The following is a 22,783-nucleotide window of genomic DNA, read 5'->3' as shown; positions in this document are numbered from 1 at the left end:
TTTGGATAGTGTTAATATTTATTTTGTATTAACTCTTTCAAAAATCAATGAAGAAAAACTTCTCACGCCTGTTTTTATGCATTCTTCATCGACTTTAAAATTAGGAGCATGGTTCATGGCAATAATTCCTTTTTCTAAATTAGAACCTCCAAGAAAAAAATAAGCTCCGGGAATTTTTTGCTGGAAATAAGAGAAATCATCATTAAAATAAGGAATCTGACCATAATCTGCTGTTACGGTACCTTTTCCGTAAATGTTGTCAAGTGCTTTTATAGCATTAATGGTTATTTTTTTATCATTAATGACGGTTGGATTTTCCTGTATAAACGAAATAGAAAGGAGCTGATTTTTAAAATTACCGGATTCTATAATTTGCTTAACATTAGGAATAATGGCTTTTAAATTAGAAAAATTGGTTTCGTATAAGTAAGCATCCAAGGTCAGTTCCTTATTTTTAGAACGGATATTAAATTTCTCGTCCATAATTAAGTAATCTTTAAAGATGGTATTAGGGTTCGAAAGTCCCAGTTTTGGGTCAATTATATTTTGAAGTTCCCAAGGTTTGCTTCCTGGCGCAATGCGAACTAAAGCATCATGAATTTTTTTAGTGATTTCATTTGTCTGTTCTTTCGTAAGCTCGTCCTTAAATTTAATTTGTATTCTTTTTTGGTAGGCATACACTTCATTGGGCTTGATCATTATTTGACCAACAGCCAGCGGCGTAACATGTAATGAGTAAATTTCATCAAGATGTATTTTGTTCAGTAAGCCTGCATTAATCATATTTTTTGCTCCAACAAAAGTTTCTTCCTCTGGTTGAAAAATAAAATATACGTTTCCTTTTAGGTCTTTTTTGTTTTTTGCCAAAACTTCGGCTATACCCAATGCAATTGCCATGTGAACATCATGCCCGCAGCCGTGCTGAACGCCTTTGGTTTTCGATTTAAAATCAACATTATCGTCGAAATCATTTGGAAGCGCATCCATATCGGCACGCCAGGCTATATTTTTACCTTTTTTTCCGCCTTTTAAAATTCCAATTACACCATGACCATAAATATCGGTCTCGACTTCAAGTCCAAGATCAAGTAAATATTGTTTTATTTTTTCCTGAGTACGAACTTCTTTGCCAGCCAATTCCGGGTTTTCATGAAAATCTCTTCTAATGTCTACGAGCTTTTTAAAAACAGCATCAGTTTCAATTTTTATCTTTTCATGAATTAAGCGGTTCTCGTTTTGCTGGCAGAAAGCTTTTTGGCAAAATGCAAGAATTGTTAAGATGATATACAATAAAAATTTTGTGCTCATGGTTTGGTTTTGGTTTTGGCTTCGTTAATGAAAGGAATAAGGCGTATAATATATAGACTGCAAATGATTGAAAATGTTACACTAAAGAAAAATTATTGATTATTTTTCAGCCATTCTAAACGTCTTTGATCCGGAAGATGTGTAATTTTAAAATCTTCAAATGTGGCTGTAAATCCTTTTCCGTCCGGGCTTGCGGCCATCATACCCACTTGCACCGTTTTATGTTCCGGAAAATATACGGTATTAGTCATTGTATAATTAATTCCATCAATAGAATAAAAAATTTCTACAGCATCTAGTCGGCGAACGGCTTTCATCCACACATTTTTAGGCTTTTCTTTTAAACCCATTACACTCCATGAACTTTTATCGATGGTTTGTACGGTACTAATATTATAAACACCTTCTACATATTCTACACCCGTTTTAATATAATTGTTTTCGTCTATTCGAAGCATTAAACATACCTGATCGAATCTGGTTTTATAAACGCCGCTCATTTTTACAACAACTTCAAATTCGCCGCTTCTTTGGGTATACAAAAATGGCCCGTCGTATAATGTAAATCCGTAATGACTCTTGTTCCAGTAATCAGACTGAGGTGTAACCTGCATAGTAAGTTTGTTGTCTTTTATTTCCCACTCAGACGGCTCGTTAAGCCATTGCATTGAATTTAACTTTTGAGCATTTCCTTTTACCGCCATGATGCCTATAAAGAGTAAAACTAAGTGCATTTTTTTCATGATTTCTTAAATTTGAATTTTATTAATAATTTACAAAGTAGGCGATTCGTTATTTTTACAGCAATAGTTATTTATAACCATTTTGAGGAAGAAACGATTTTTTTTCTATTTTTAGCCCTCTCTATAGTAATTCAATACTATTAGATAATCAAAGAATTACTGTTATGAATCCTATTTCTAAGTTAGAAGACCAATTTTCTTTTGAATCTATTGACAGCCCCGAAAAACGCAGAGAAGCGCTGGAGGAAGCTATTAATACTATGAAAGAATATGTAAAAATAGATCACTCGGTTGCTGTATTATCTGATCTTGCCGATAATAAGAGTTATATTTTTACTGGTGATTTCGGGAGTTTTTTTGAAATGGATACTTCCGGATACTTGACAATCGATTCTATTTGGGAAGAAGATATTTACCAGCGCATTCATCCCGAAGACCTTTTTGAACGTCATCTTTTAGAATTAGAGTTTTTTAATTTCTTAAAAACCCTTGCGCCCGAAGAAAGATTAAATTATGCTACCAAATGTAAAATCAGAACTTTGAACAGCAAAAAGGAATACCAGCGCATTCTGCATCGCAGCTTTTACCTTAAAAACAGTTCAGAAGGAGGATTGTGGCTGGGCGTTTGTCTTTATAATTATTTATTCGAAAAGCATCCGGCAGTAAACGGAATTGATGGAAAAATCATCAATACTAAAACAGGCGAAAGCATTTATGTAGATACGTATGTAAATTGCATTAATTTGCTGACGTCACGCGAAAAAGAAATTTTATTATTGATAAGCAAAGGTGAAATCAGTAAAGTAATTGCCGATCAATTAAATATAAGTATCAATACCGTAAACAGACACAGGCAGAATATTCTCGAAAAACTAAACGTTAATAATTCGATTGAAGCAGTACGAACAGCAGATGCTTTAAATTTACTGGCTTAAATCTTATAACTTTTACAAATGATTGTATAAGCTTCCTGGTGCCGTTTTTAGGTAATTTTAATAAAACTTAAAAACTACAGGATATGAAAACAAATAATCAAAATCCGAATGACGCTAAGCAAAGCGGTTCAGATAATCGAAGCGATATGAGAAAGCATCAATATAAAGATCATGATGAAGTTTTAACAAACGATGAAAATTATGATATTGACACGCACAAATTTAAAGGTGAAAAACCTGATTTCGACGACAAGTTAAATAATGAAGAAAAGAAATAATCCAGACGTCTCAAATGCAAAGTTTGAGACGTTTTTTATTTGAAATGTACTCGGAATCTTAAAATAATTCCAGTTGATTTCCGGGATTTATAGGTTTATTTTTGGGAGGTTTAGCATCGCCAAAAACCGTTCGTCCGCCGTATTTGTATGATTCATCGCGTTCTTTTTGAATGAGCGCGTCAAAGTTAGAATTGGGTGTAAAACTTTCCTCTGCTTTTCTTGAAATCTCAGATAATTTACGAATCGCCTCTATTTTATCGCTGTTGCCAATTTTAGCGCGGTTAATGGCTCTTTGTAAAGTATCAATAGTTTCATCATAGATTTTTACCGGAACAGGAAACGGATGTCCGTCTTTTCCTCCGTGGGCAAATGAGAAACGTGCAGGATCTTCAAATCGGGTAGGAGTGCCGTAAATTACTTCGCTTACCAATGCTAATGATTGCAGCGCTCTAGGTCCCATTCCTTTTAATAGCAATAGTTCTTCAAAATCTTCCGGCTTGTTTTCATGAGTAGCCCAAAGCATGGCGCCTAGCCTTTTCATATTTACATCTTCCATTCTAACATCATGATGTGCTGGCATCGAAAGATGCTGTATCTCTTTTATTATTTTAGCAGGAGATTCTTTTGCTAATTCTAAAATACCTTCTCTTGATTTTGCTGCAGACTGAGCCGTAAGGTTTAAAATTGTACCTTGATTTTCGCCGTAAATAAAAGTATGAGGTTCTTCTACAAAAGATTTTAAATCCTGTGAATGCCAATGGTATCTTCTGGCGGTTTTAGAATTTGGATTCATTCCTTGCTGAATAACAGCCCATTGTCCTTTATTATCAACTATGAAATTATGCTGATAGAGTTGAAATCCGTCCTGAATGGCAGTATTATCAACCTTAGCTGTAAGTCGGCTGCAGTTGGCCAGATTGATGCCGTCGAGACCCGTTTTTTCGCCCACAAATAAAAGTTCCTGCGGTGTAAGCATAGAATGTTTGCCTTTTCCGCCGCAGATATAAATTCCGAGTTCTTTTGAATGTGGATTTACAGATTTTTTTAATGCTCCAAGTACCGAGGTTGTAATTCCCGAAGAATGCCAATCCATTCCCATTACAGCGCCAAAACTCTGAAACCAGAAAGGATTACTTAGTTTGCTGATTACTTCTGAAGTAGAAAACTCCATTGCAATGGTTTCTACAATCGCAAAGCCAAGTTTAGACATGCGTTCGGCCAGCCATAATGGAACATGTCCATAATGTAAAGGAAGATCTGCTGTACCGGAACGTTTCATAGATTGGATTGAATTTATACAAAAATACGGAATTCTGGCTTTTGATTTTTTCTCTATTTTTTATGAGATCTTTTTGCTGAAAGAATAGCAGCTTTCTTGCAAAAAACGAGTATTTCATTGTCATAAATTGGCGATAATTTGATTTCTTCTGCTAATAATGAGGTAAAAAATAGGTGTGTTTTTCTATTTAATTTCTCTCTGTCTAAAAAAAATCTTACACGGCAATAAATTCTTCAAAACTATTAACTGTCTTGTTTTTAGTGTTTTAAAAAATCGTAATTAATTTATTTAACTTTTTTTTTGCAAAAATTTCGAATAAACTTTTCAGCTAAATATATTTAATATACTTTTGTTCTATCAAATTAGTAGAATTTAAAATAGCAGCAGCAAATAAAAGGACTTGTGAGTTTTTGGTCTTTTCATTTTGGAACAGGCAGGATCATTTTAAAATTTATAAGGAATGAAAAACGGCTGTTAAAAAAGCTGCAATCTCTAAATCATGCAAATTTTTTGAATAGGATCAATCTTAAAGTTCTAAGATTAAAATCTTGTAAAAGCCAATTTTAATAATAGTAATCAAAAAGAAAAATAAAATGAAAAAACGAATGTGTAGCAGATAAATAAAAAAACCATTTCTGTTCCAGCAGAAATGGCGAAGCTTAAAGAAATTGTACATCTCTTATAAGGGAAGCGAAAGTAAAGTAAATCTGTCTTCGCCTTATTTATTAAACTAAAACAAAGTAATGAAAAAAAAATTAAATAGATACGCATGGTTATGTATTTTCTTGATTTCCATAGGGGTTAGTGCTCAGGAAACCAAACCGTTAATCCAGTCGAAACTAGAAGGAACAGTAATAGATGCTGCTACAAAAGAGCCTATTATTGGTGCTTCGATTAACATTAAAGGAACTACGCACGGCGTTATTACAGATTTTGATGGAAAGTTCTTTTTCCAAACCGGACAAAAATTTCCTTATACACTTGTAGTAAGCTTTTTAGGATATAAAAGAACAGAAGTTGTAGCCAATGGAAATTCGGTTGTAATTAGTCTTACCCAGGAACAAAATGCATTATCAGAAGTAGTAGTTACTGCACTTGGTATTACAAAAGAAAAGAAATCTTTAGGATATACCACGCAGTCACTTAAAAACAAGGATATTGCCGATACTAAAGAAACGAACTTTTTAAACAGTCTTTCGGGTAAATTAGCCGGAGTTCGTATTACAAATTCTCAGGGAGATATGGGATCTTCTCGTATTATTATTCGTGGAGAAACTTCGATCGCAGGAAATAACCAGCCGTTATTTGTGGTAGATGGAGTTCCGGTAGATAACTCGCAGTTAGGAAGCGTAGGAGGTGCAACCCGTGATTTTAAAAATGCAATTGCCGATTTAAATCCACAGGATATTGAAACGCTAACCGTATTGAAAGGACCTAATGCGGCCGCTCTTTATGGATCTCGTGCTGCGCATGGTGTTGTTCTTATCACAACTAAATCTGGTAAAAATCAAAAAGGATTAGGAATAACTTTTAATACCGGTATTACTATCTCTCAAGTTGCTACTTTACCTAGATTTCAAAATTCATACGGACAAGGTTCAAACGGAAAGTTCAGCTTTGTAGATGGTAAAGGAGGCGGTGTTAACGATGGTGTTGACGAAAGCTGGGGCCCAAGATTAGACGGTCGTCTTATTCCTCAATTTTATTCTAATGGTCAGGCGGTTCCTTTTGTGGCTCATCCTAATAATGTAAAAGACTTCTTTAATACAGGTCTTACTTATGATAATAGTATTTCTGTAGCTAAATCAGATGAAAAATCAGATTTTCGTTTAGGAGTGAACAATCAAAAACAACAAGGAACAGTTCCTAATAGTGAAGTAAACAAAACAAACTTTACGATTAACACGAACTACCAAATCTCTAAAAACATTAAAGTTGGTGTAAATGCTAACTATATCGTGACTGATGCTCCTGCTTTGCCAGGTGGTCCGTCTGGTAACCGTGCTGCGGGTGTAATGCTTCAGTTTCTTTGGTTCGGACGTCAGGTAGACATCAACGAACTTAGAAATAACAGAAATGTTAACTGGAACAACAGTTACTACAGCAACCCGTATTGGAATGCTTATTACAATACTACAAGCCAGCAGCGTAATCGTATCATTGGTGATATTCACTTAGATGCAAAACTTGCTGAAGGTCTTAACTTTAAATTCCGTACAGGAGTTGATTATTATAACGATCGTAGAAAATACGAAATTAAGTATGGTACCAACGGAACGCCTTTTGGATCTTATGCTGAAGATGCTTACACGGTAAACGAACAAAATACAGAGGGTATTTTTACTTATACTAAAAAATTAAATGATGATTTTAGTGTAGATGCTCTTGCCGGATTCAACATCCGTAACCACAACGATGCAAACAATTATCAAAAAGCGCCTCGTCTTGCTGTACCAGATTTGTATACTTTAACAAATTCACGTGATCCATTAACGTCATCGAATATATTATCTCGATTAAGAGTATATAGTGCTTATGCTTCGGCACAATTTGGATATAAAAACTATGCTTACATCAATGTAACGGCACGTAATGACTGGTCGTCTACATTACCAAGCAACAACCGTTCTTATTTTTACCCATCTTTTAACGGAAGTTTAATTTTATCTGAAGCTTTCAATTTAAAAAGCAATACGCTTGATTTCTTAAAGATTCGTGGTGGATGGTCTGAAGTAGGTAACGATGCAGATCCGTACCAATTGTCTACAATTTACAATTTCCAAACGGCATTCGACGGAAATCCAATCCAGACTTCTTCTCAAAAGAAACTTAACGAGAACCTAAAACCAGAAACTACACGTTCTACTGAGGTGGGTCTTGAGGCTTCTTTCTGGAAAAACAGATTACATTTTGATGCAGCGTATTATAACACAAACAGTTTTGATCAAATTTTAGAGATAAAAACTACAGCTTCAAGCGGTTATAATTCACAATTAATTAATGCAGGAAAAATTAACAACCGTGGTATAGAAATTCAGTTAGACGGAACTCCTATTCAAACAGAAAGTTTTAAATGGAATGTTGGCGTAAACTATTCTAAGAATATAAGTGAAGTAAAAATTCTTGACTACGATAGACAAATTCAGAACTATACAATTGGTTCTTCTGGTGGAGTAGATGTATTAGCATCTGTAGGACAGGCTTATGGCGCACTTTACGGAACAGCCTATCAGCGTGATGCAAACGGAAATATTGTAGTGGGTGCAAACGGATTACCAAAAGCGGATCCTCAAAAGAAAGTTTTAGGACATTATACTCCTGATTATCTAGCGGGTCTTACGAACACTTTGACTTATAAAAACATCGAATTGTCATTCCTTGTTGATGCAAGTGTAGGAGGAGAGCTTTTCTCTGGAACTAACAGAACGGGTAATTATACAGGGGTATTAGATCAAACGCTTCCGGGTCGTGGAGCTGAAAATGGCGGATTAAACTATTACGTAAATGGTAATACAAAAGTTTTACTGCCAAGCGGTGCTGCACCGGGCGGAGCGCAAGTTTTTGACGATGGTATGATCTTTAAAGGAGTATTTGCTGATGGAACTCCAAACAATCAGGTAATCAGTGCACAAGAATATTACAAAGCCTCTTACAACATTAGTGAAGCTTACATTTACAGCTCGACTTTTGTAAAAATGAGAGAGATAAAATTAGCTTATAATTTCAATAAATCATTTGCTAAAAAATTAGGATTAGAAGGAGCCAGCATTACTGCAGTAGGTCGTAACCTGTTCTTTATTTATAAAGATGCACCAAACATCGATCCAGAAACTGCTTTCAATACTGGAAATGCGCAAGGGTTGGAGAGTTTAGCTTTACCAACAACAAGAAATTTCAGTCTTAATTTAAATATTAAATTTTAAAACACAGAATCATGCTAAAAAAACTAGCCTATATAACGCTGTTTGCAGTCTCATTGACTTCATGCAGTGATACCTTGGATGAAATTAACAAAAATCCAAATGCAACTGAAACTCCATTGGCACCTTACCTGTTAACAGGAACATTAAAACAGGGAGCTGACTTGTATTGGGGATCAACAAACAACTTTGATTCATCTTTATTATTTGTGCAGCATTGGGCTAAAATCCAATATACTGAGCCAGACAGATACGATGTTTCGAATACTTCTTTCACTTCTTTGTGGAATACAGGATATGCAACTTTAATTACAGATTTGAATACAATTCTGAATTTCCCAGCAGATCAGGCCAATTCAAACTATAAAGGAATTGCCTTAACATTACGTTCATGGACTTTTTTATTGTTGACAGATGCTTACGGAAGCATTCCTTATAAAGAAGCAGGCCAAAAAATAACTCCAGCTTATAATACTCAAAAAGAAGTTTATACAGGATTATTGGAAGATTTGAAAACAGCTCAGTCTTTATTAGGTACAGCAAACGGAGCTGTAACAGGCGACTTGTCTTATAAAGGAGATATTTTAAAATGGAAGAAACTGGTAAACTCACTTCGTTTGCGTATTGCTTTGAGAATTTCTGATAAAGAACCAGCTTTAGCAAAACAAGCTGCAATTGATGCAACAAGCGATGCAGCGGGTGTATTAAGCAGTAACAACGATACTTTTAAGTTTACCTATACAAGTTCGCCTCAGCAAAACCCTGCTTCGGCTTGGTTTGAAACTCGTGACGATTATCGTATTTCGAAAACATTGGTAGATAAATTAACTGAATTAGGAGATCCGCGTTTACCGGTTTACGCACAGCTTCCATCAGATGCAACTGTTGGTAAATATGTGGGTGGTGCAAACGGATTATCTAACAGTGATGCTAACAGCCAGGGTTTTGCTAAAACATCTAAACCGGGAACTTACTTCCTGACTTCGGCTTCGCCTGCAGTAATTGCTTCCTATTCTGAAACATTGTTTAATCTTGCCGAAGCGGCAGCTCGCGGTTATATCTCTGGAGATGCAGAGCAATTGTATAAAGACGCCATAACGGCATCATTCAATCAATTTGGAATTACCAATACAACTGCTATTTCTAACTATCTGAATCAGGCTTCTGTAAAATATGATGCAGCTAATTATGCTAAATCAATTGGTACGCAAAAATGGATTGCATTTTACGGACAAGGTCTTGATGCTTTTACAGAATGGAGAAGATTGGATTATCCAGTATTAACAGCGGGCCCGGCTACAGTTTTAGACGGAAAGATACCTTCGCGTTTCTTCTACCCGGGTACAGAGCAATCGTTAAACGGAGCTAGTTATCAAGCTGCAATTGCGGTTCAGGGTAAAGACCTTCTTACTACAAAACTTTGGTTTGATGCTAAGTAAGCCTATTTAAAATAGCAGTAAAAACAAAAAAGCTAAATCGGAAGATTTAGCTTTTTTGTAAGCTTCAGAGAAGCGAAATATTTATAGCAAAGGATAAAAAATTATAATATAAAGCTCCATAGGAGCGACATATTTTTTCTACAGTCTTTTTTTATTCTTATCAGCTCAATGTTTCGGTGCTTTTGAGCCTTAAACAATGTTCTGCTCCTAAATAAAGTGGGTTTCCGTGTTTTTCCGACCAAAAACCTTCTAGTACATCTTTGGTTATACATCGGTAAACCGCTACGCCTTTGTAGGTTTTATTTTCTTCTCCTTTATAACTGAAATTAATTACCAGAATATTGTCTTTAAAGAAACCGTGGCCTTTTTGCTGCTGGGTATCGTTAATAAGCCATTGCGCTGTAATTCGGTTATTATGGTCTAAAGACAAATTCAAAATGCCTTTATAAGTTATTTCCTGGCTCTCTTCCTGATTGCTTCCTGAAATAGAAAAGCTGCCCACTAAATCTTGTATAATCATGTATTTGTAATGCAGAAATTAAATACTGTATTTATTCTTTCAGTATTGGGGCGCAAATTTATAAAATTTAAGAACGTTTTTATTTAAAGAGTTTAAATCATTTAATTATTGTGTTCAGATAAAAAGCATGTTTTGTTTGGATTTCAATAAATATATGTCGCTCCTATGGAGCTTTGGCAACTGAAAACCTTAATGTTTCTATAAATATTAAGCTCCTGTCGGAGCCCTGTAAGGGCGCAATATTTATAGAAAATAATCTAATATAGACAAGTACCAAAGCTCCATAGGAGCGATATATATTATGTAGATAATGCTGTTTAGAATTTTATCTATTTAATTGTTGTTATTCTAAATCTGCAATTCATCAATAAAAATAGATCGTTCCTATGGAACTTTATGTAATATGCTAATCTTATTCAACGGATTAATCCCGATAGCTATCGGGAGTTGCTACAGTATTTGTAATTCCTACGGAATTTTTTTCATCGTTATTTATATAAAATATATTGTTGAAGTTATAATTTGTAAAAAAGAGCCATTGGCTCGATAGATTTTGTAGGGCCTCCCGATAGCTATCGGGATTAATCCGGTTAATAAAATATTTCATCATAATTTTGAGAACCGTAGGTTCGGAACATTTTATTTAATTAATAATTCAATGTTTTTTACTTCGTAAAATTTACTATTTGTAAATAAATGGATGGTATCAAATTTTAATTGTTAAGTAAAAAAGCAGACCAAATTTGATGATTTCTCATCTTCGTCAATATGCAATTATTGCGTATTCTATTGTAAATACTGGTTTAAAGTGCTTTTTTACAAAATTTTAAACTAATTTCTTTTACAAATCCTTAACAAAACACCTTGCTTAATTTTCATTTCTTTAACAATTCCATAATTTTAAATTTTTCACTATTTGTAAAAATCATAGTTAATTTGCTTTAATAAATTTAATATTTGTAAACAAACTAACCATGAAAACAATTTACAAGGCAATTTTTATTTTATCTCTTTTGCTTTTTGCGGAAAATATAACAGCCCAAAAAGGAACTATTAGAGGAACGGTTACCGACTCACAATCTCCATTGCCGGGAGCTTCTATCATATTATCCAATAATCAAAAAGCAACGACCGATTTCAGCGGTTATTTTACCATACAAGATATAAGATCAGGAAGTTTCGAATTACAGATCTCTTATATAGGATACGAAGTAAAAACGATTAAAGTTGAAGTAAAAGAAAACCAACAGCTGAATTTAGGAATCATTCGATTAGAAACCAATTCAAAAGAATTAAACGAAGTAGTAGTAAGCGGCATGAGCCAGAGAAACAGCGAGGCAAGAGCGCTGAACATGCAGAAAAAATCAATGAGCATTGTAAACGTAATTGCAGCCGATGGTATTGGAAAATTACCAGACCGTAATGCAGCCGAAACGGTACAGCGTATGCCTGGAGTTTCTATAGAACGCGATCAGGGTGAGGGACGTTTTGTTTCGGTGCGAGGATTACCGCCTTTTTGGTCATCAACAACAATTAACGGAAACAGGATTCCAACTGCCGAAGAAGAAACAACTTCAAGAGCCACAGCATTTGACTTTTTTCCATCAGATTTAATCGCTTATGTAGAAGCTACAAAAGCCATTACGCCAGATATGGACGGAGATGCCATTGGCGGAAGCGTAAATTTTACCACACAGACAGCTCCAGCCAAAAAAACAATTAAAGCGAGTATTTTTAGCGGATACAATCAAAAATCAGATAAAGGAATTTACAGCGGATCGCTTACGATTGGCGATAAAACCAGAAACGGAAAGTTCGGCTATATTATCAATGGAACTTATTGGGACAGAAACTGGGCAACAGATAATTACGAAGCCAGAAGACAAGGCGACCAAGGAGTTTACCGCTTAGAATTAAGAGATTATACCGGAGTTAGAAAAACAACGGGTTTAAATGCGGCGATGGAATTTAATCCGTCATCTAGAGACAAAATTTTCCTGAAAGCTACTTACGGAGGACTTTCTGATGAAGAAACGCATTACAAACACCGTATTAGATTTGATAAATTCAACAGTGCAACAAATGCTTTAACTGTAGAACAGCAGGATATTCATAATGAATTAAAAACGCAGTTTGTCGGCATTGACTTAGGCGGAAAACACCAATTACCAAACGGAAACTTAGACTGGAGTCTGGCTTCGTACAGAAATGAGTTTAAATACGGAAATATTCCAAACGCAGAAGATAACAGTTATTTTTTAATTCAGTTCAACCAAACCGGAGTTGGGGTTAAACCCGAATATTTAAATACGGTTCCATTAGCGAGCGGCGGAGCGGGAGGTCCAAGAGCATATTGGGCAGCAGACGGAGGAATGCTGGATCCTAAAAATCCAAAATCGATATTTGATTTTTATTCTGATCCAAATTTCAAAACAGATCCAGCGAAAATGAAATTCTCTACGCTTGAATTGTATAAAATTAGCATTGTAGAACGTGACAATATTATTGCGGCCGTAAACTACGAGCACAATTTTAATGAAAGCCTGAAATTGAAATTTGGTGCAAAATTGACAGACAAGGATCGTATTGCCACTTTTAGAGACGAATATTACAACTGGACAGGATCGCCAACACCATTTTTATCTAATTATGGTTCTGATTTAATCAATCAGCCAGGCGGAACAGATTATATGCGCAGAGAAACAGGAACCAATATTGGTAACACTTTTGGTCCGGTTTTATCGACTGACGGAATGACGAAGTTATTTAATACTTCACAAGGAAATCTGGTATTAAACCCTGTAGATTCTCAAATTCCGGAATTAGGAAAAGGTTTGGGAAGAAACTTTAATGTAGGCGAAACCACTTCATCGGCTTATGCAATGGCAACGTATTTATTAAATGATAAATGGACGATTTTAGGAGGAGTTAGAGTTACCAATACCATTACACAAGTTACAGGAAAAACAGTAGAAAATGATGTTGTAGTCGATGCCGAAAACACAAAAACATATACTTCAGTACTGCCTATGCTTCATGTAAAATATTCTCCAATCGAGAATTTAAACTTACGTTTTGCTTCAACAAGAACATTTGCAAGACCTAACTTTGGAGATATTTCGCCGGCTGGTTCTTTAAATACAATTGATGGAGAATACGCTGGAGGAAACCCAAATTTGAACCCTACTTACTCTTGGAACTTTGATTTATTAGGTGAATATTTCCTTGATGAAGTAGGATTGATTAATGCGGGAGTATTTTATAAATCGATTACAGATCCAATTTTTGATGACACGTATCAGGGTTCAATTAACGGACTTTCGGATATAGAAATCAGTTCGCCTACAAATGGAGGCAATGCATGGATTGGCGGTGTTGAATTTGGAATCACAAAAAGATTCAGCTTCTTACCTGGATTCCTTAAATATTTCGGAACTCAGATCAATGCTACCCTTATGAATTCTGAAATGACATTAGGAAAAAATGCTAATAATCCTAACGGAAGAAAAGTATCAACACCTTATCAGGCAAAAGAATTATACAACATTCAATTGTTTTACGAAACCGGAAAATTGAACGTAAGAGCCGCATTCAATCATAAAGGAGCATACGCCATAAGTTTTGATGCTAATGCAAAAAATACCGACATGAACGATATTTATTATGGTAAATACAACTCACTAGATTTTTCTGCTTCTTATAAAATAGGCGGTCATTTTACCATTTTTAGTGATGTAAATAACGTTTTAAATGAGCCTTTAATGTATCATTTTGGAGAAACTCCTAATCGACCAAAACAGGTAGAATACTATGGAGCAAAGTTCAATCTTGGTCTTAAATATAATCTATAGACAACTATAAGTTAACCTGTTGGGTGTTGGTCCGTTTTATTTTTACAGTTTATTTTTTTTAACCGACCGCATCCAATAGGTTTTATACTCCTCAAGACTTTACAACCACAACTATCACTCAAACCTTGAAACAAATGACTGCAAAAGCATCTAATTTCAGTTTTATATTAAAAACCTCCATAGCCGCATTTGGAACTTATTTTTGCATGTATGCTTTCAGAAAGCCTTTTACTGTAGCAACATTCGATACTATGTCTTTCTGGGGAATCGACTATAAAATCTTATTGATTCTGGCACAGGTTTTAGGCTACACACTTTCTAAGTTTTTAGGGATCAAAATTATATCCGAATTAAAATCGGCTAAAAGAACCTTGTACTTAATCAGTTTTATAGCCATTTCAGAACTGGCTTTATTAGGTTTTGCTTTAGTTCCCGCACCTTATAACATCCTGTTTTTATTTATAAACGGATTACCGCTGGGAATGATCTGGGGAATCGTTTTTTCGTATATCGAAGGAAGAAAAACTACAGAACTATTAGGCGTTATTTTATGTTCCAGTTTTATTGTTTCCTCAGGAGCAGCAAAATCTGTTGGTGTATTTGTATTGGAAGTTTTGGGCTGTACCGAGTTTTGGATGCCTTTTGTTTCGGGTTTAATTTTTATAATTCCGTTGGTATTATTCTCCTTGTTTCTGGAAAAAATTCCAAATCCCGACAGCGAAGATTTAGCCTTACGATCTAAACGAAAACCGCTTAATAGAAAAGAACGTGCTTTGTTGTTCAGACAGTTTGCTTTTCCGTTAACGATCATCATTGTATTCTATGCAATGTTGACGGCAATGAGGGAGTTCAGAGATAATTTTGCCAGAGAATTATGGGATTCATTAGGCTATAAAGGGAGTATATCCATTTATATGTATTCAGAAATTCCTATAGCAATTTCGGTTTTGGTTATTTTAGGTTTTTTAGGAAGCATGAAAAACAACTACAAAGCGTTTAAAAATTATCACTTGGTATTATTCATAGGTTCAGTACTTATTGGTTTAACGACTTTCTTATTTCAAAAGCATTTATTGTCGCCGCTTTCGTGGATGATGATCTCAGGATTTGGCATGTACATTTGCTATATTCCGTTTAACGGTTTGTTTTTTGACCGAATGATTGCCACTTATAAAATTGACGGAAACACCGGATTTTTAATCTACATAGCCGATGCTTTTGGATATTTGGGAAGTGTTTTGGTCTTATTCTTTAAAAATTTTGGAGATAAGAATATTTCCTTCTTGAGCTTTTTTACCACTTGCATTTATCTGTTATCCTTCGTTGGGATAATAACCACGGTAATGTCCTTTAATTACTTTAAGCGCAAATTCAAAAAACACATAAAAATTAACACAGCTCCTTTATACACTTGAATAAAGGAAAAATTATAATACATCAAAACAATTTACACATGAAAGATAAATATGATTTAATCATAGTTGGATCAGGGGTTTTGGGCACATTTCATGCCTATCATGCCTTATTAAAAGGATTGTCGGTTGCTGTTTTAGAAAAAAACAGTAAACCCGAAGGCGCAACCGTTAGAAATTTCGGTCAGGTTGTACCATCCGGAATGGACAGAAAATGGCAGAATTTCGGAAAAGAAAGTTTAAAGATTTATAAAGATATTCAATTGAAGTTTGATATCAGTATTCGCCAGAACGGAACCGTTTATTTGGCTTCAAATGAAGAAGAAATGCAATTGATAGAAGAATTGCATGAGATTAACATCGCGAACGACTATGAATCTAACTTGCTGACAAAAGAACAATGTCTGGCAAAATACAGCGGACTGAGATCTGATTACTGTACAGGAGGATTGTTTTTTCCGCAGGAAGTAACGGTAGAACCTTCGACTATGATTCACAAACTGCATCACTATATGACGGCTAATTTAGGTCTTGATTTATTTATGAATACAACCGTGTTTCATACCGAAGACAGATCTGATGAAGTAATCGCTATAACGTCGACAGGTTTAGAATACAAAGCTTCGAAAATCATTATCTGCAACGGAAGTGATTTCAAGATTCTATATCCGGAAATTTACAACAACAGCGATTTGATTGTTTCTAAACTTCAGATGCTGCAAACCAAACCACAGCATAATTACAAACTAGATGGTTCTATCTTAACCGGATTAACGATTAGAAGATACGAATCCTTTGAAGAATGTAAATCGTACGCTGCTATCAAAGCAAAAGAAAACCCGGAGAGTTTTGAGAAAAAATACGGTGTTCACATCTTATTCAAACAAGCTTTGGACGGGTCTGTAATTTTAGGAGATTCGCACGAATATGCCAGCGCAAAAGAAATAGATTCTTTGGGATTTGATTTGAATATGGATATCGATCATTTTATGATTGAAGAAGCCAAAAAAATAATCGATCTGCCAACATACGAAATTCAAAGCAGATGGTTTGGGATGTACTCGCAATGCAAAACCAAAGATATTTTTGAGCATACTATTGATGAAAATATTCACATCATAACCGGAATAGGAGGAAAAGGAATGACCGGAAGCGCAGGATTTGCCAAACATAATATCGATAAAATTTTTAATGCATAGTTGTTTCTAAGCCACTCCCGATAGCTATCGGGAGTGGCAAAAACATTTTAACATATAGTAGAATAGACTTTATTCGAAATAAATACACACAAAATGAAAATGAATGAAATTGAAATGGTTGTTTTTGATATGGCAGGAACAACAGTAAACGAACAAAATATAGTATACAAATCGTTACATAAATCCATTAATAAATTCGGGATCGATGTTTCGCTGGAACTGGTTTTGTCATTAGGCGCAGGAAAAGAAAAATACCAGGCTATAAAAGATATCTTAAAATACATCAATATCACCGACACTGAAAAAACAGACCAAATATTTGAATATTTCATCGAAATACTGGATCAGGAATATTTAACCGCAAAGGTTTTACCTATTGAAGGAGTCGAAAACGTAATGGAAAACCTAAAAAAAGACGGTGTAAAAGTAGTGCTAAATACTGGTTACAACAGTCAGGTTGCCAATGCATTATTAGAGAAATTAAATTGGAAAAAAGGCATTCAGTATGATGCTTTAATTACAGCAGACGATGTAGAATTAGGAAGACCTTTTCCTGATATGATCTTTAAAGCCATGCAGCTTTTTGATATTGTTGATGCTTCGAAGGTAATTAAAGCAGGAGATTCGGCTATTGATATAGAAGAAGGCAAAAATGCCAAATGCGGTATTACAATTGGTGTTTTATCAGGAGCCCAAACCAGATTACAGCTTGAAGAAGCCAAACCTGATTATATATTAGATTCTCTTGCGTCGTTATACAGCATTATGAATTAATTATTTGCCACTACCCGAGCGATAGCGAACAGGCGAAGCAATTACACGAATCAACACAAATTAATTAGTGAAAATCTGTGTAATCCGTGGCAAAAAAAAATAAACTAATTAGTTAGAATAAAATCCCTGCAGGAAAAAGTTTTACAAGTAAATTAATAGTAACCCCATAAAACAATTCAACCCAATGAAAAAGATTTTTAGATTAAGTTACGTTACAATTCTTGCAAGTGTGCTTTTAGTCACTTCATGTACCAATGATACAGCGCTTGCGGGCGATGAAAATTCTGGAAATGCAAAAAAGATTTCAAAAACAGGTAAAGCTGCATTAAACAGCGGTACTAAAAAATTACTGATTATAGGTATCGACGGTTGCCGCGGTGATGCTTTAATGGGAGCCAATACACCAAATGTACATGCTTTACTGCCTAATTCTATTTACAGCCTTGATGCTTTAACAGAAGCGCCAACCTGGAGCGGTAACGGCTGGTCTACTATGCTGAGCGGTGTAACACATTTAAAACACGGTGTAACAGACAATTCGTTTTCAAGTCCAAATTTTGGAACTTATCCAAGCTTTTTAAAACGTTTGGAGACTTATAATTCGGCATTAAAAACAATGTCAATTGTACATTGGGCACCAATCAATACTTATATTGTGGACGGAATTGATGTAGAAAAAACACTCACAACCGATTTGGCTGTTAAAAATGAAGTGGTGGCTGCGCTTACAACCGACAACACAGATGCTTTATTCTTGCATTTTGATGATGTCGATCACGCCGGACACAGTTATGGATTTTCGCTTAATGTGTCTCAATACAAAGCTTCAATCGAAACTACAGACGGATATATTGGCGAAATCTTAACGGCTTTAAAAAACAGGCCTAATTATGCCAATGAAGACTGGCTCGTTATCGTTGCACCGGATCATGGCGGTATTGTTACAGGTTCAACCGGATCTCACGGCGGTTCTTCTTACGAAGAAAGAAACATCTTTACCATCTTCAACAATAAAAATTTCACTTCGACTAAAATCGAAAAACCAGTTGATCCAACCACTACTATTACAGGAAAATTTGCCAATTTTAATTCTAATAGTATTTACGCTTCAACCAATAATGCGCTTTATAATTTCGGAACTTCAAGTTTTACGATTGAATGCCGCGTAAAAACTTCCGGTTATTCCAGCGATCCTTCTTTAGTTTCTAATAAAAACTGGGTAAGTGGTAAAAACCGCGGGTTTGTAATATGTGCCAATACCGGAGGAAAATGGAAAGTAAATATTGGAGATACTCAAAATCGTGTCGATATATCAGGAGGAACAATCAATGACGGAAAATGGCATCATTTAACTTTAGTGGTAGATCGTACGGCTAAATTGGTAAAAACATACCAAGACGGCGCTTTTGTTGGTCAGGCCGCTATTGTTGCCAGTTTTGGAAGTCTAACTTCCGGTTTGCCTTTTGCGATTGGACAAGACGGAACTTTGACGTATGGCGCTAATGTAAACGGAAACATTGCTGAAGTTCGTGTATGGAATAAAGCCCTTTCAGAAGCTTCAATTTTGAACTATACCTGTTCAGCTGTTACAAGCTCTCATCCTGATTATGTAAATCTTATAGGATATTGGAAAGGCGATAACGGATCTGGAAACAGCTTTACAGATTCAAGTTCAAAACAAGTAACGCTTTCTTTCCCTAATACACCAACATGGACAACCAGTACAGCAACTTTAAAATGCGGAACTGCGACTGGTGTTGTTCCAAAAATGGTCGATATCGCGTATTCATCCCTGCAATGGTTTGGTGTACCTATTAATTCAGGATGGTCATTAGACGGACGTTCTTGGCTTCCTGCCCAAAATTAGATTGTATTTTTAGAATTGTGTTTTATTTTTTCTAAAAGGCTGCCTCGATTTTTGAGGTGGCCTTTTCTATTATTTAACCACAAAGAGCGCAAAGATTTTTATCTTAGTTTGTGCTAATAAACACAAAGTTCGCAAAGCTTTATCAATAATAGCTTTGCGAACTTTGCATTTTTATAAAAATCTCCTTTAAAAAAAACTTTGCGCTCTCTGTGTAAACCTTTGCGCTCTCTGTGGTAAAATATTTAATTATTACTTTCAGAATAAAAATAAAGCACCAGCATTACGCAATTTTCCTGCGTTCTGTTTTCGGGTACGTGGGGCAGTCTTCCGTTAAAGCATATCGAGTCTCCTTCGTTTACAACTACTTCAGCATCATCAATAATATACGTGACGCTTCCTTTAATGATATATTTAAATTCCCAGGCATCAGTAATCACTTTTTCGCGTTTACTGCCGGGTTCTACTTCCAGAATTACAGCTTCAAAACCAATAGAATTTATGCTTTTACTGAAGATATGAAAGTAGTTAAAACCTTTTGTTTCAGATCTATCTTCCTTTTCTATTTTTTGGTAATCATCCTTTTTTATATGAATGAATTTAGCATTTTTTATGTTTTTTACCCCTTCAAAAAAATAAGTAACATCCGTTTCTAATGAATGTATAAGTTCAATTAAAACAGGAAGGGAAGGAATGGTTCTGCCATTTTCAATTCTTGAAATCAGTCCGTTGCTTACACCGGCTCTATTGGCTACTTCGTGTATTGTTAAGGCATTTTTTTTTCTAATTTCTTTTAATCTTTTTCCAATACCAATTAAAAAATCTTCCATAATGTTACATTCACTTTAAAAAGTAAATATAAGACAATTAGAATCAAAATTTTTTAAAGTAATTGAAAGAAGATTCATTTCTTTTAAGCGTTGTATTTTATTTAGATTTTCCTCTTTTAAAAACTTCTTTTTACTCTTGAAATCAGGTATAACTACTTGATTTTTATTTTGTTATAATAATTACATTTGATTTAGGCTGCGGCCTTAAAGAAAATTTACAAAGAGTACGTTTATTCATCAAATGCAATCGATAAAATAACTGCCAATAAATGTAAACCTGCCAATCTGGATTGAAAGAAGATAAGTTGATGATAGTATAGATCTGTAAATATTGAATACCGATAAAATGCTGGTATGTAAGCAATTTTAAAAATGAGAGTATTTCGATTTTATTATAAACAAAAACTTAAAAAAAATGGCAACAGGAAAACAATTTATTGAATTAGCAGCCCGGCATATTGGAGAAAAGTATGTTTTGGGAGCTACAGTCCCTTTTGAAAACTCTATTTATAAAGGCCCTTGGGATTGCGCAGAATTTGTCAGCTGGGTGGTTTATCAAATTTCCGGAATAAAGGCAGGAATAAGAGGTAATGAATCTTATACAGGATATTGGGCTAATGATGTGGGAAAACTTTGCACGAAAATAAGTATTAGTGAAGCTGCACAAACCTTTGGAGCTATACTTTTTAGATCGCCGGGCTATAAAGGAATTAAAATTGGACATATCGCTTTTAGCGATGGCAACGGAGGAACGATTGAGGCCAAAAGCTCAAAAGATAATGTGTGCAGAAGCCAGATTAAAGGTCGTCAATGGGAATATGGAATATTAGTTAATAATGTTGACTATGAAGTAAATACTTCATTTGTGTTTGATTATAATAATCCGCCTTTTAACTTTTATGTAACTTCTCCCATAATGAAACATACCATTGTAGAGGAAACAAAACGCAAACTGGCAAAAATTAATATATTTCACGGAACCATCGATCAGATTTATGATACAGAAACGGCTAAAGCAGTTTCAAATTACCAAGCCATAAAAGGACTTGTGGTTGATGGAATTTTAGGTAAAGATACTTTAGTCTCACTTAAAGTGAAACAATATACTACTATTGAAAAAAGCTTAATATGGTTTAAGAAGAATTTTGAAGTAAAAATAAATAAAAAGCTATCCGGTACACCTTTTGATTTGCCTCTTATAATGGCGATTGCTTATCAGGAAACGGGTTATGTCTGGAGCAGAATGATAGATAAAACGACTGTAGAAGATTTACTAATGTGCTGTACAGGTGATACTCTCGATGCTCCTAACCGAAGTGCATTTCCTAAAACTAAAGCAGAACTTATTGCTCATCCAAACGGTAAAAGAATGTTTGAGATAGGGAGAGAAGCATTAAAAAATGTTGGCAGATGGGATACCACCTATAATAGTTTATATAATAATAGGCCTGATAAATTTTGTCATGGATATGGGATTTTTCAGTACGATCTTCAATTTTTTAAAACGAACCCTAATTTTTTTCTCAATCGAGAGTGGGGCAATATCGAAAAAATAATCGAAATGGCTGTAAATGAACTCAAAGCCGCACAAAATAGAATTCCGTCATTAAAAGGAAAAACGACACTCACAAATACGGAGAAAATTTACGTTGCAATTGCTTACAATAAAGGAACAGCTGATGTTAGTAAAAATTTTAAGCAAGGGCACAAAAATGATTCAGGGAAATTTTATGGAGAATTAGTTAATGAATATTATACACTAGCATTGCAATTATAAGATGAAATATTCTTAACGGAATGGTTTTTAAGGTGAATCATTAAAATAAAAAAAGCCTTTGTGTTTATGTTTTACAAAGGCTTTTTTTGACTGATATTGTTTTACATTTTCGCAAGCGGAAGGTTAAAACTCACTTTAATTTTTTCTGATATTTTTTTGCTGACCAATTTCGGGATTTGAATATCGAAATCTTCTGGTTTTACTTCAAAATTTCCTGTTACGGTGATCTTATCTCCGGATTTTGAAAGCTTGGCATTTGCCGTTACTTTTTTTGTTTTTCCGTGCAAAGTCAGATCGCCTGAAATTTTATAGTTTTTTGCTGTTGATGAAAGCTGGGAAACATCAAAATCTTCTACTTTTCCTTTAAATGTTGCTTTAGGAAATTTGTCTGATTCTACATAATTTTCATTAAAATGTTCTTCCATCAAAGCGACTTTAAATCTAAATCCTTTCATTAAAGTTAATACGGCAATTTCTCCCGTTGAAGTATCTAATATGGCCGATGTGCTTTTGTTTTCTGCTGCGACTTCTTCAAAAGCATCAGCAGAAGCCTCGAACTTTAAACTCCCCGTTTTTGTTGCATATTTTTGCGCCGAAACCTGAAATAGTCCAGTAAACAAAAACAGCAGTATAATTAGTTTTTTCATTTCAGTA

The 22,783-nt window shown here is 34.8% G+C and carries 16 protein-coding genes; 10 read left to right on the top strand and 6 right to left on the bottom strand.

Annotated elements, in window-relative coordinates:
• Window positions 1-18: 18 nt before the first annotated feature.
• Window positions 19-1,308: a M20 metallopeptidase family protein gene (locus AC1RRQ_RS07685; RefSeq protein WP_493022426.1), complete on the bottom strand. Its 1,290-nt coding sequence runs from the start codon at window positions 1,306-1,308 to the stop codon at window positions 19-21.
• A 92-nt stretch (window positions 1,309-1,400) separates the two neighbouring features.
• Window positions 1,401-2,051 carry a DUF1349 domain-containing protein gene (locus tag AC1RRQ_RS07680; protein WP_493022425.1) on the bottom strand — a complete coding sequence of 217 codons (651 nt, stop codon included), beginning with the start codon at window positions 2,049-2,051 and terminating at the stop codon, window positions 1,401-1,403.
• A 164-nt stretch (window positions 2,052-2,215) separates the two neighbouring features.
• On the opposite strand from AC1RRQ_RS07680, the gene AC1RRQ_RS07675 reads away from it, so the two are divergent.
• Window positions 2,216-2,986, top strand: coding sequence for a response regulator transcription factor (locus tag AC1RRQ_RS07675; RefSeq protein WP_493022424.1), 771 nt, complete (start codon window positions 2,216-2,218; stop codon window positions 2,984-2,986).
• 83 nt (window positions 2,987-3,069) lie between these two features.
• Window positions 3,070-3,264 carry a hypothetical protein gene (locus tag AC1RRQ_RS07670; RefSeq protein WP_493022423.1) on the top strand — a complete coding sequence of 65 codons (195 nt, stop codon included), beginning with the start codon at window positions 3,070-3,072 and terminating at the stop codon, window positions 3,262-3,264.
• A gap of 58 nt (window positions 3,265-3,322) precedes the next feature.
• Here the strand turns inward: AC1RRQ_RS07670 and AC1RRQ_RS07665 are convergent, their stop codons facing one another.
• Entirely contained in the window at window positions 3,323-4,543 is a 1,221-nt protein-coding gene (locus AC1RRQ_RS07665; protein ID WP_493022422.1) for a DUF763 domain-containing protein, read from the bottom strand.
• A gap of 743 nt (window positions 4,544-5,286) precedes the next feature.
• On the opposite strand from AC1RRQ_RS07665, the gene AC1RRQ_RS07660 reads away from it, so the two are divergent.
• Both AC1RRQ_RS07660 and AC1RRQ_RS07655 read left to right on the top strand, forming a co-directional pair.
• The gene (locus AC1RRQ_RS07660; protein WP_493022421.1) at window positions 5,287-8,466 is read left to right on the top strand and encodes a SusC/RagA family TonB-linked outer membrane protein; all 3,180 of its coding nucleotides are present in this window, start codon (window positions 5,287-5,289) and stop codon (window positions 8,464-8,466) included.
• Window positions 8,467-8,477: 11 nt separating this feature from the next.
• On the top strand, window positions 8,478-9,902 hold the full coding sequence (locus AC1RRQ_RS07655; RefSeq protein ID WP_493022420.1) for a SusD/RagB family nutrient-binding outer membrane lipoprotein: 1,425 nt from the start codon (window positions 8,478-8,480) through the stop codon (window positions 9,900-9,902).
• 160 nt (window positions 9,903-10,062) lie between these two features.
• Here the strand turns inward: AC1RRQ_RS07655 and AC1RRQ_RS07650 are convergent, their stop codons facing one another.
• Window positions 10,063-10,422, bottom strand: a complete 360-nt coding sequence (locus AC1RRQ_RS07650) for a hypothetical protein (RefSeq protein WP_493022419.1) — start codon at window positions 10,420-10,422, stop codon at window positions 10,063-10,065.
• Between the two features lie 974 nt (window positions 10,423-11,396).
• On the opposite strand from AC1RRQ_RS07650, the gene AC1RRQ_RS07645 reads away from it, so the two are divergent.
• The 5 genes from AC1RRQ_RS07645 to AC1RRQ_RS07625 all read left to right on the top strand — a co-directional run bounded on the left by AC1RRQ_RS07645 (window position 11,397) and on the right by AC1RRQ_RS07625 (window position 19,525).
• Window positions 11,397-14,273: a TonB-dependent receptor gene (locus AC1RRQ_RS07645; RefSeq protein ID WP_493022418.1), complete on the top strand. Its 2,877-nt coding sequence runs from the start codon at window positions 11,397-11,399 to the stop codon at window positions 14,271-14,273.
• Window positions 14,274-14,407: 134 nt separating this feature from the next.
• Window positions 14,408-15,688 carry a DUF5690 family protein gene (locus AC1RRQ_RS07640; protein WP_493022417.1) on the top strand — a complete coding sequence of 427 codons (1,281 nt, stop codon included), beginning with the start codon at window positions 14,408-14,410 and terminating at the stop codon, window positions 15,686-15,688.
• Window positions 15,689-15,726: 38 nt separating this feature from the next.
• Window positions 15,727-16,884 carry a TIGR03364 family FAD-dependent oxidoreductase gene (locus tag AC1RRQ_RS07635; RefSeq protein WP_493022416.1) on the top strand — a complete coding sequence of 386 codons (1,158 nt, stop codon included), beginning with the start codon at window positions 15,727-15,729 and terminating at the stop codon, window positions 16,882-16,884.
• Window positions 16,885-16,977: 93 nt separating this feature from the next.
• A complete protein-coding gene (locus tag AC1RRQ_RS07630) occupies window positions 16,978-17,658 on the top strand; it encodes a phosphonatase-like hydrolase (protein ID WP_493022415.1) in 681 nt (226 codons plus the stop codon).
• A gap of 184 nt (window positions 17,659-17,842) precedes the next feature.
• Entirely contained in the window at window positions 17,843-19,525 is a 1,683-nt protein-coding gene (locus AC1RRQ_RS07625) for a DUF4983 domain-containing protein (RefSeq protein ID WP_493022414.1), read from the top strand.
• Between the two features lie 242 nt (window positions 19,526-19,767).
• On the opposite strand, the gene AC1RRQ_RS07620 is transcribed toward AC1RRQ_RS07625, so the two are convergent.
• Window positions 19,768-20,352 (bottom strand): helix-turn-helix domain-containing protein, encoded by a 585-nt coding sequence (locus tag AC1RRQ_RS07620; RefSeq protein WP_493022413.1) that lies wholly within the window; start codon window positions 20,350-20,352, stop codon window positions 19,768-19,770.
• A gap of 415 nt (window positions 20,353-20,767) precedes the next feature.
• Here AC1RRQ_RS07620 and AC1RRQ_RS07615 point away from each other — a divergent pair, with 415 nt between their 5' ends.
• Window positions 20,768-22,129 (top strand): C40 family peptidase, encoded by a 1,362-nt coding sequence (locus tag AC1RRQ_RS07615; RefSeq protein ID WP_493022412.1) that lies wholly within the window; start codon window positions 20,768-20,770, stop codon window positions 22,127-22,129.
• A gap of 101 nt (window positions 22,130-22,230) precedes the next feature.
• Here the strand turns inward: AC1RRQ_RS07615 and AC1RRQ_RS07610 are convergent, their stop codons facing one another.
• On the bottom strand, window positions 22,231-22,776 hold the full coding sequence (locus AC1RRQ_RS07610; protein ID WP_493022411.1) for a YceI family protein: 546 nt from the start codon (window positions 22,774-22,776) through the stop codon (window positions 22,231-22,233).
• Between the last annotated feature and the right edge of the window lie 7 nt (window positions 22,777-22,783).

It is taken from the genome of Flavobacterium sp. GW821-FHT12A05, from assembly GCF_058807735.1.
Note: the sequence above shows the minus strand (reverse complement) of the source record. Positions and strands in the feature narration are given on the sequence as shown.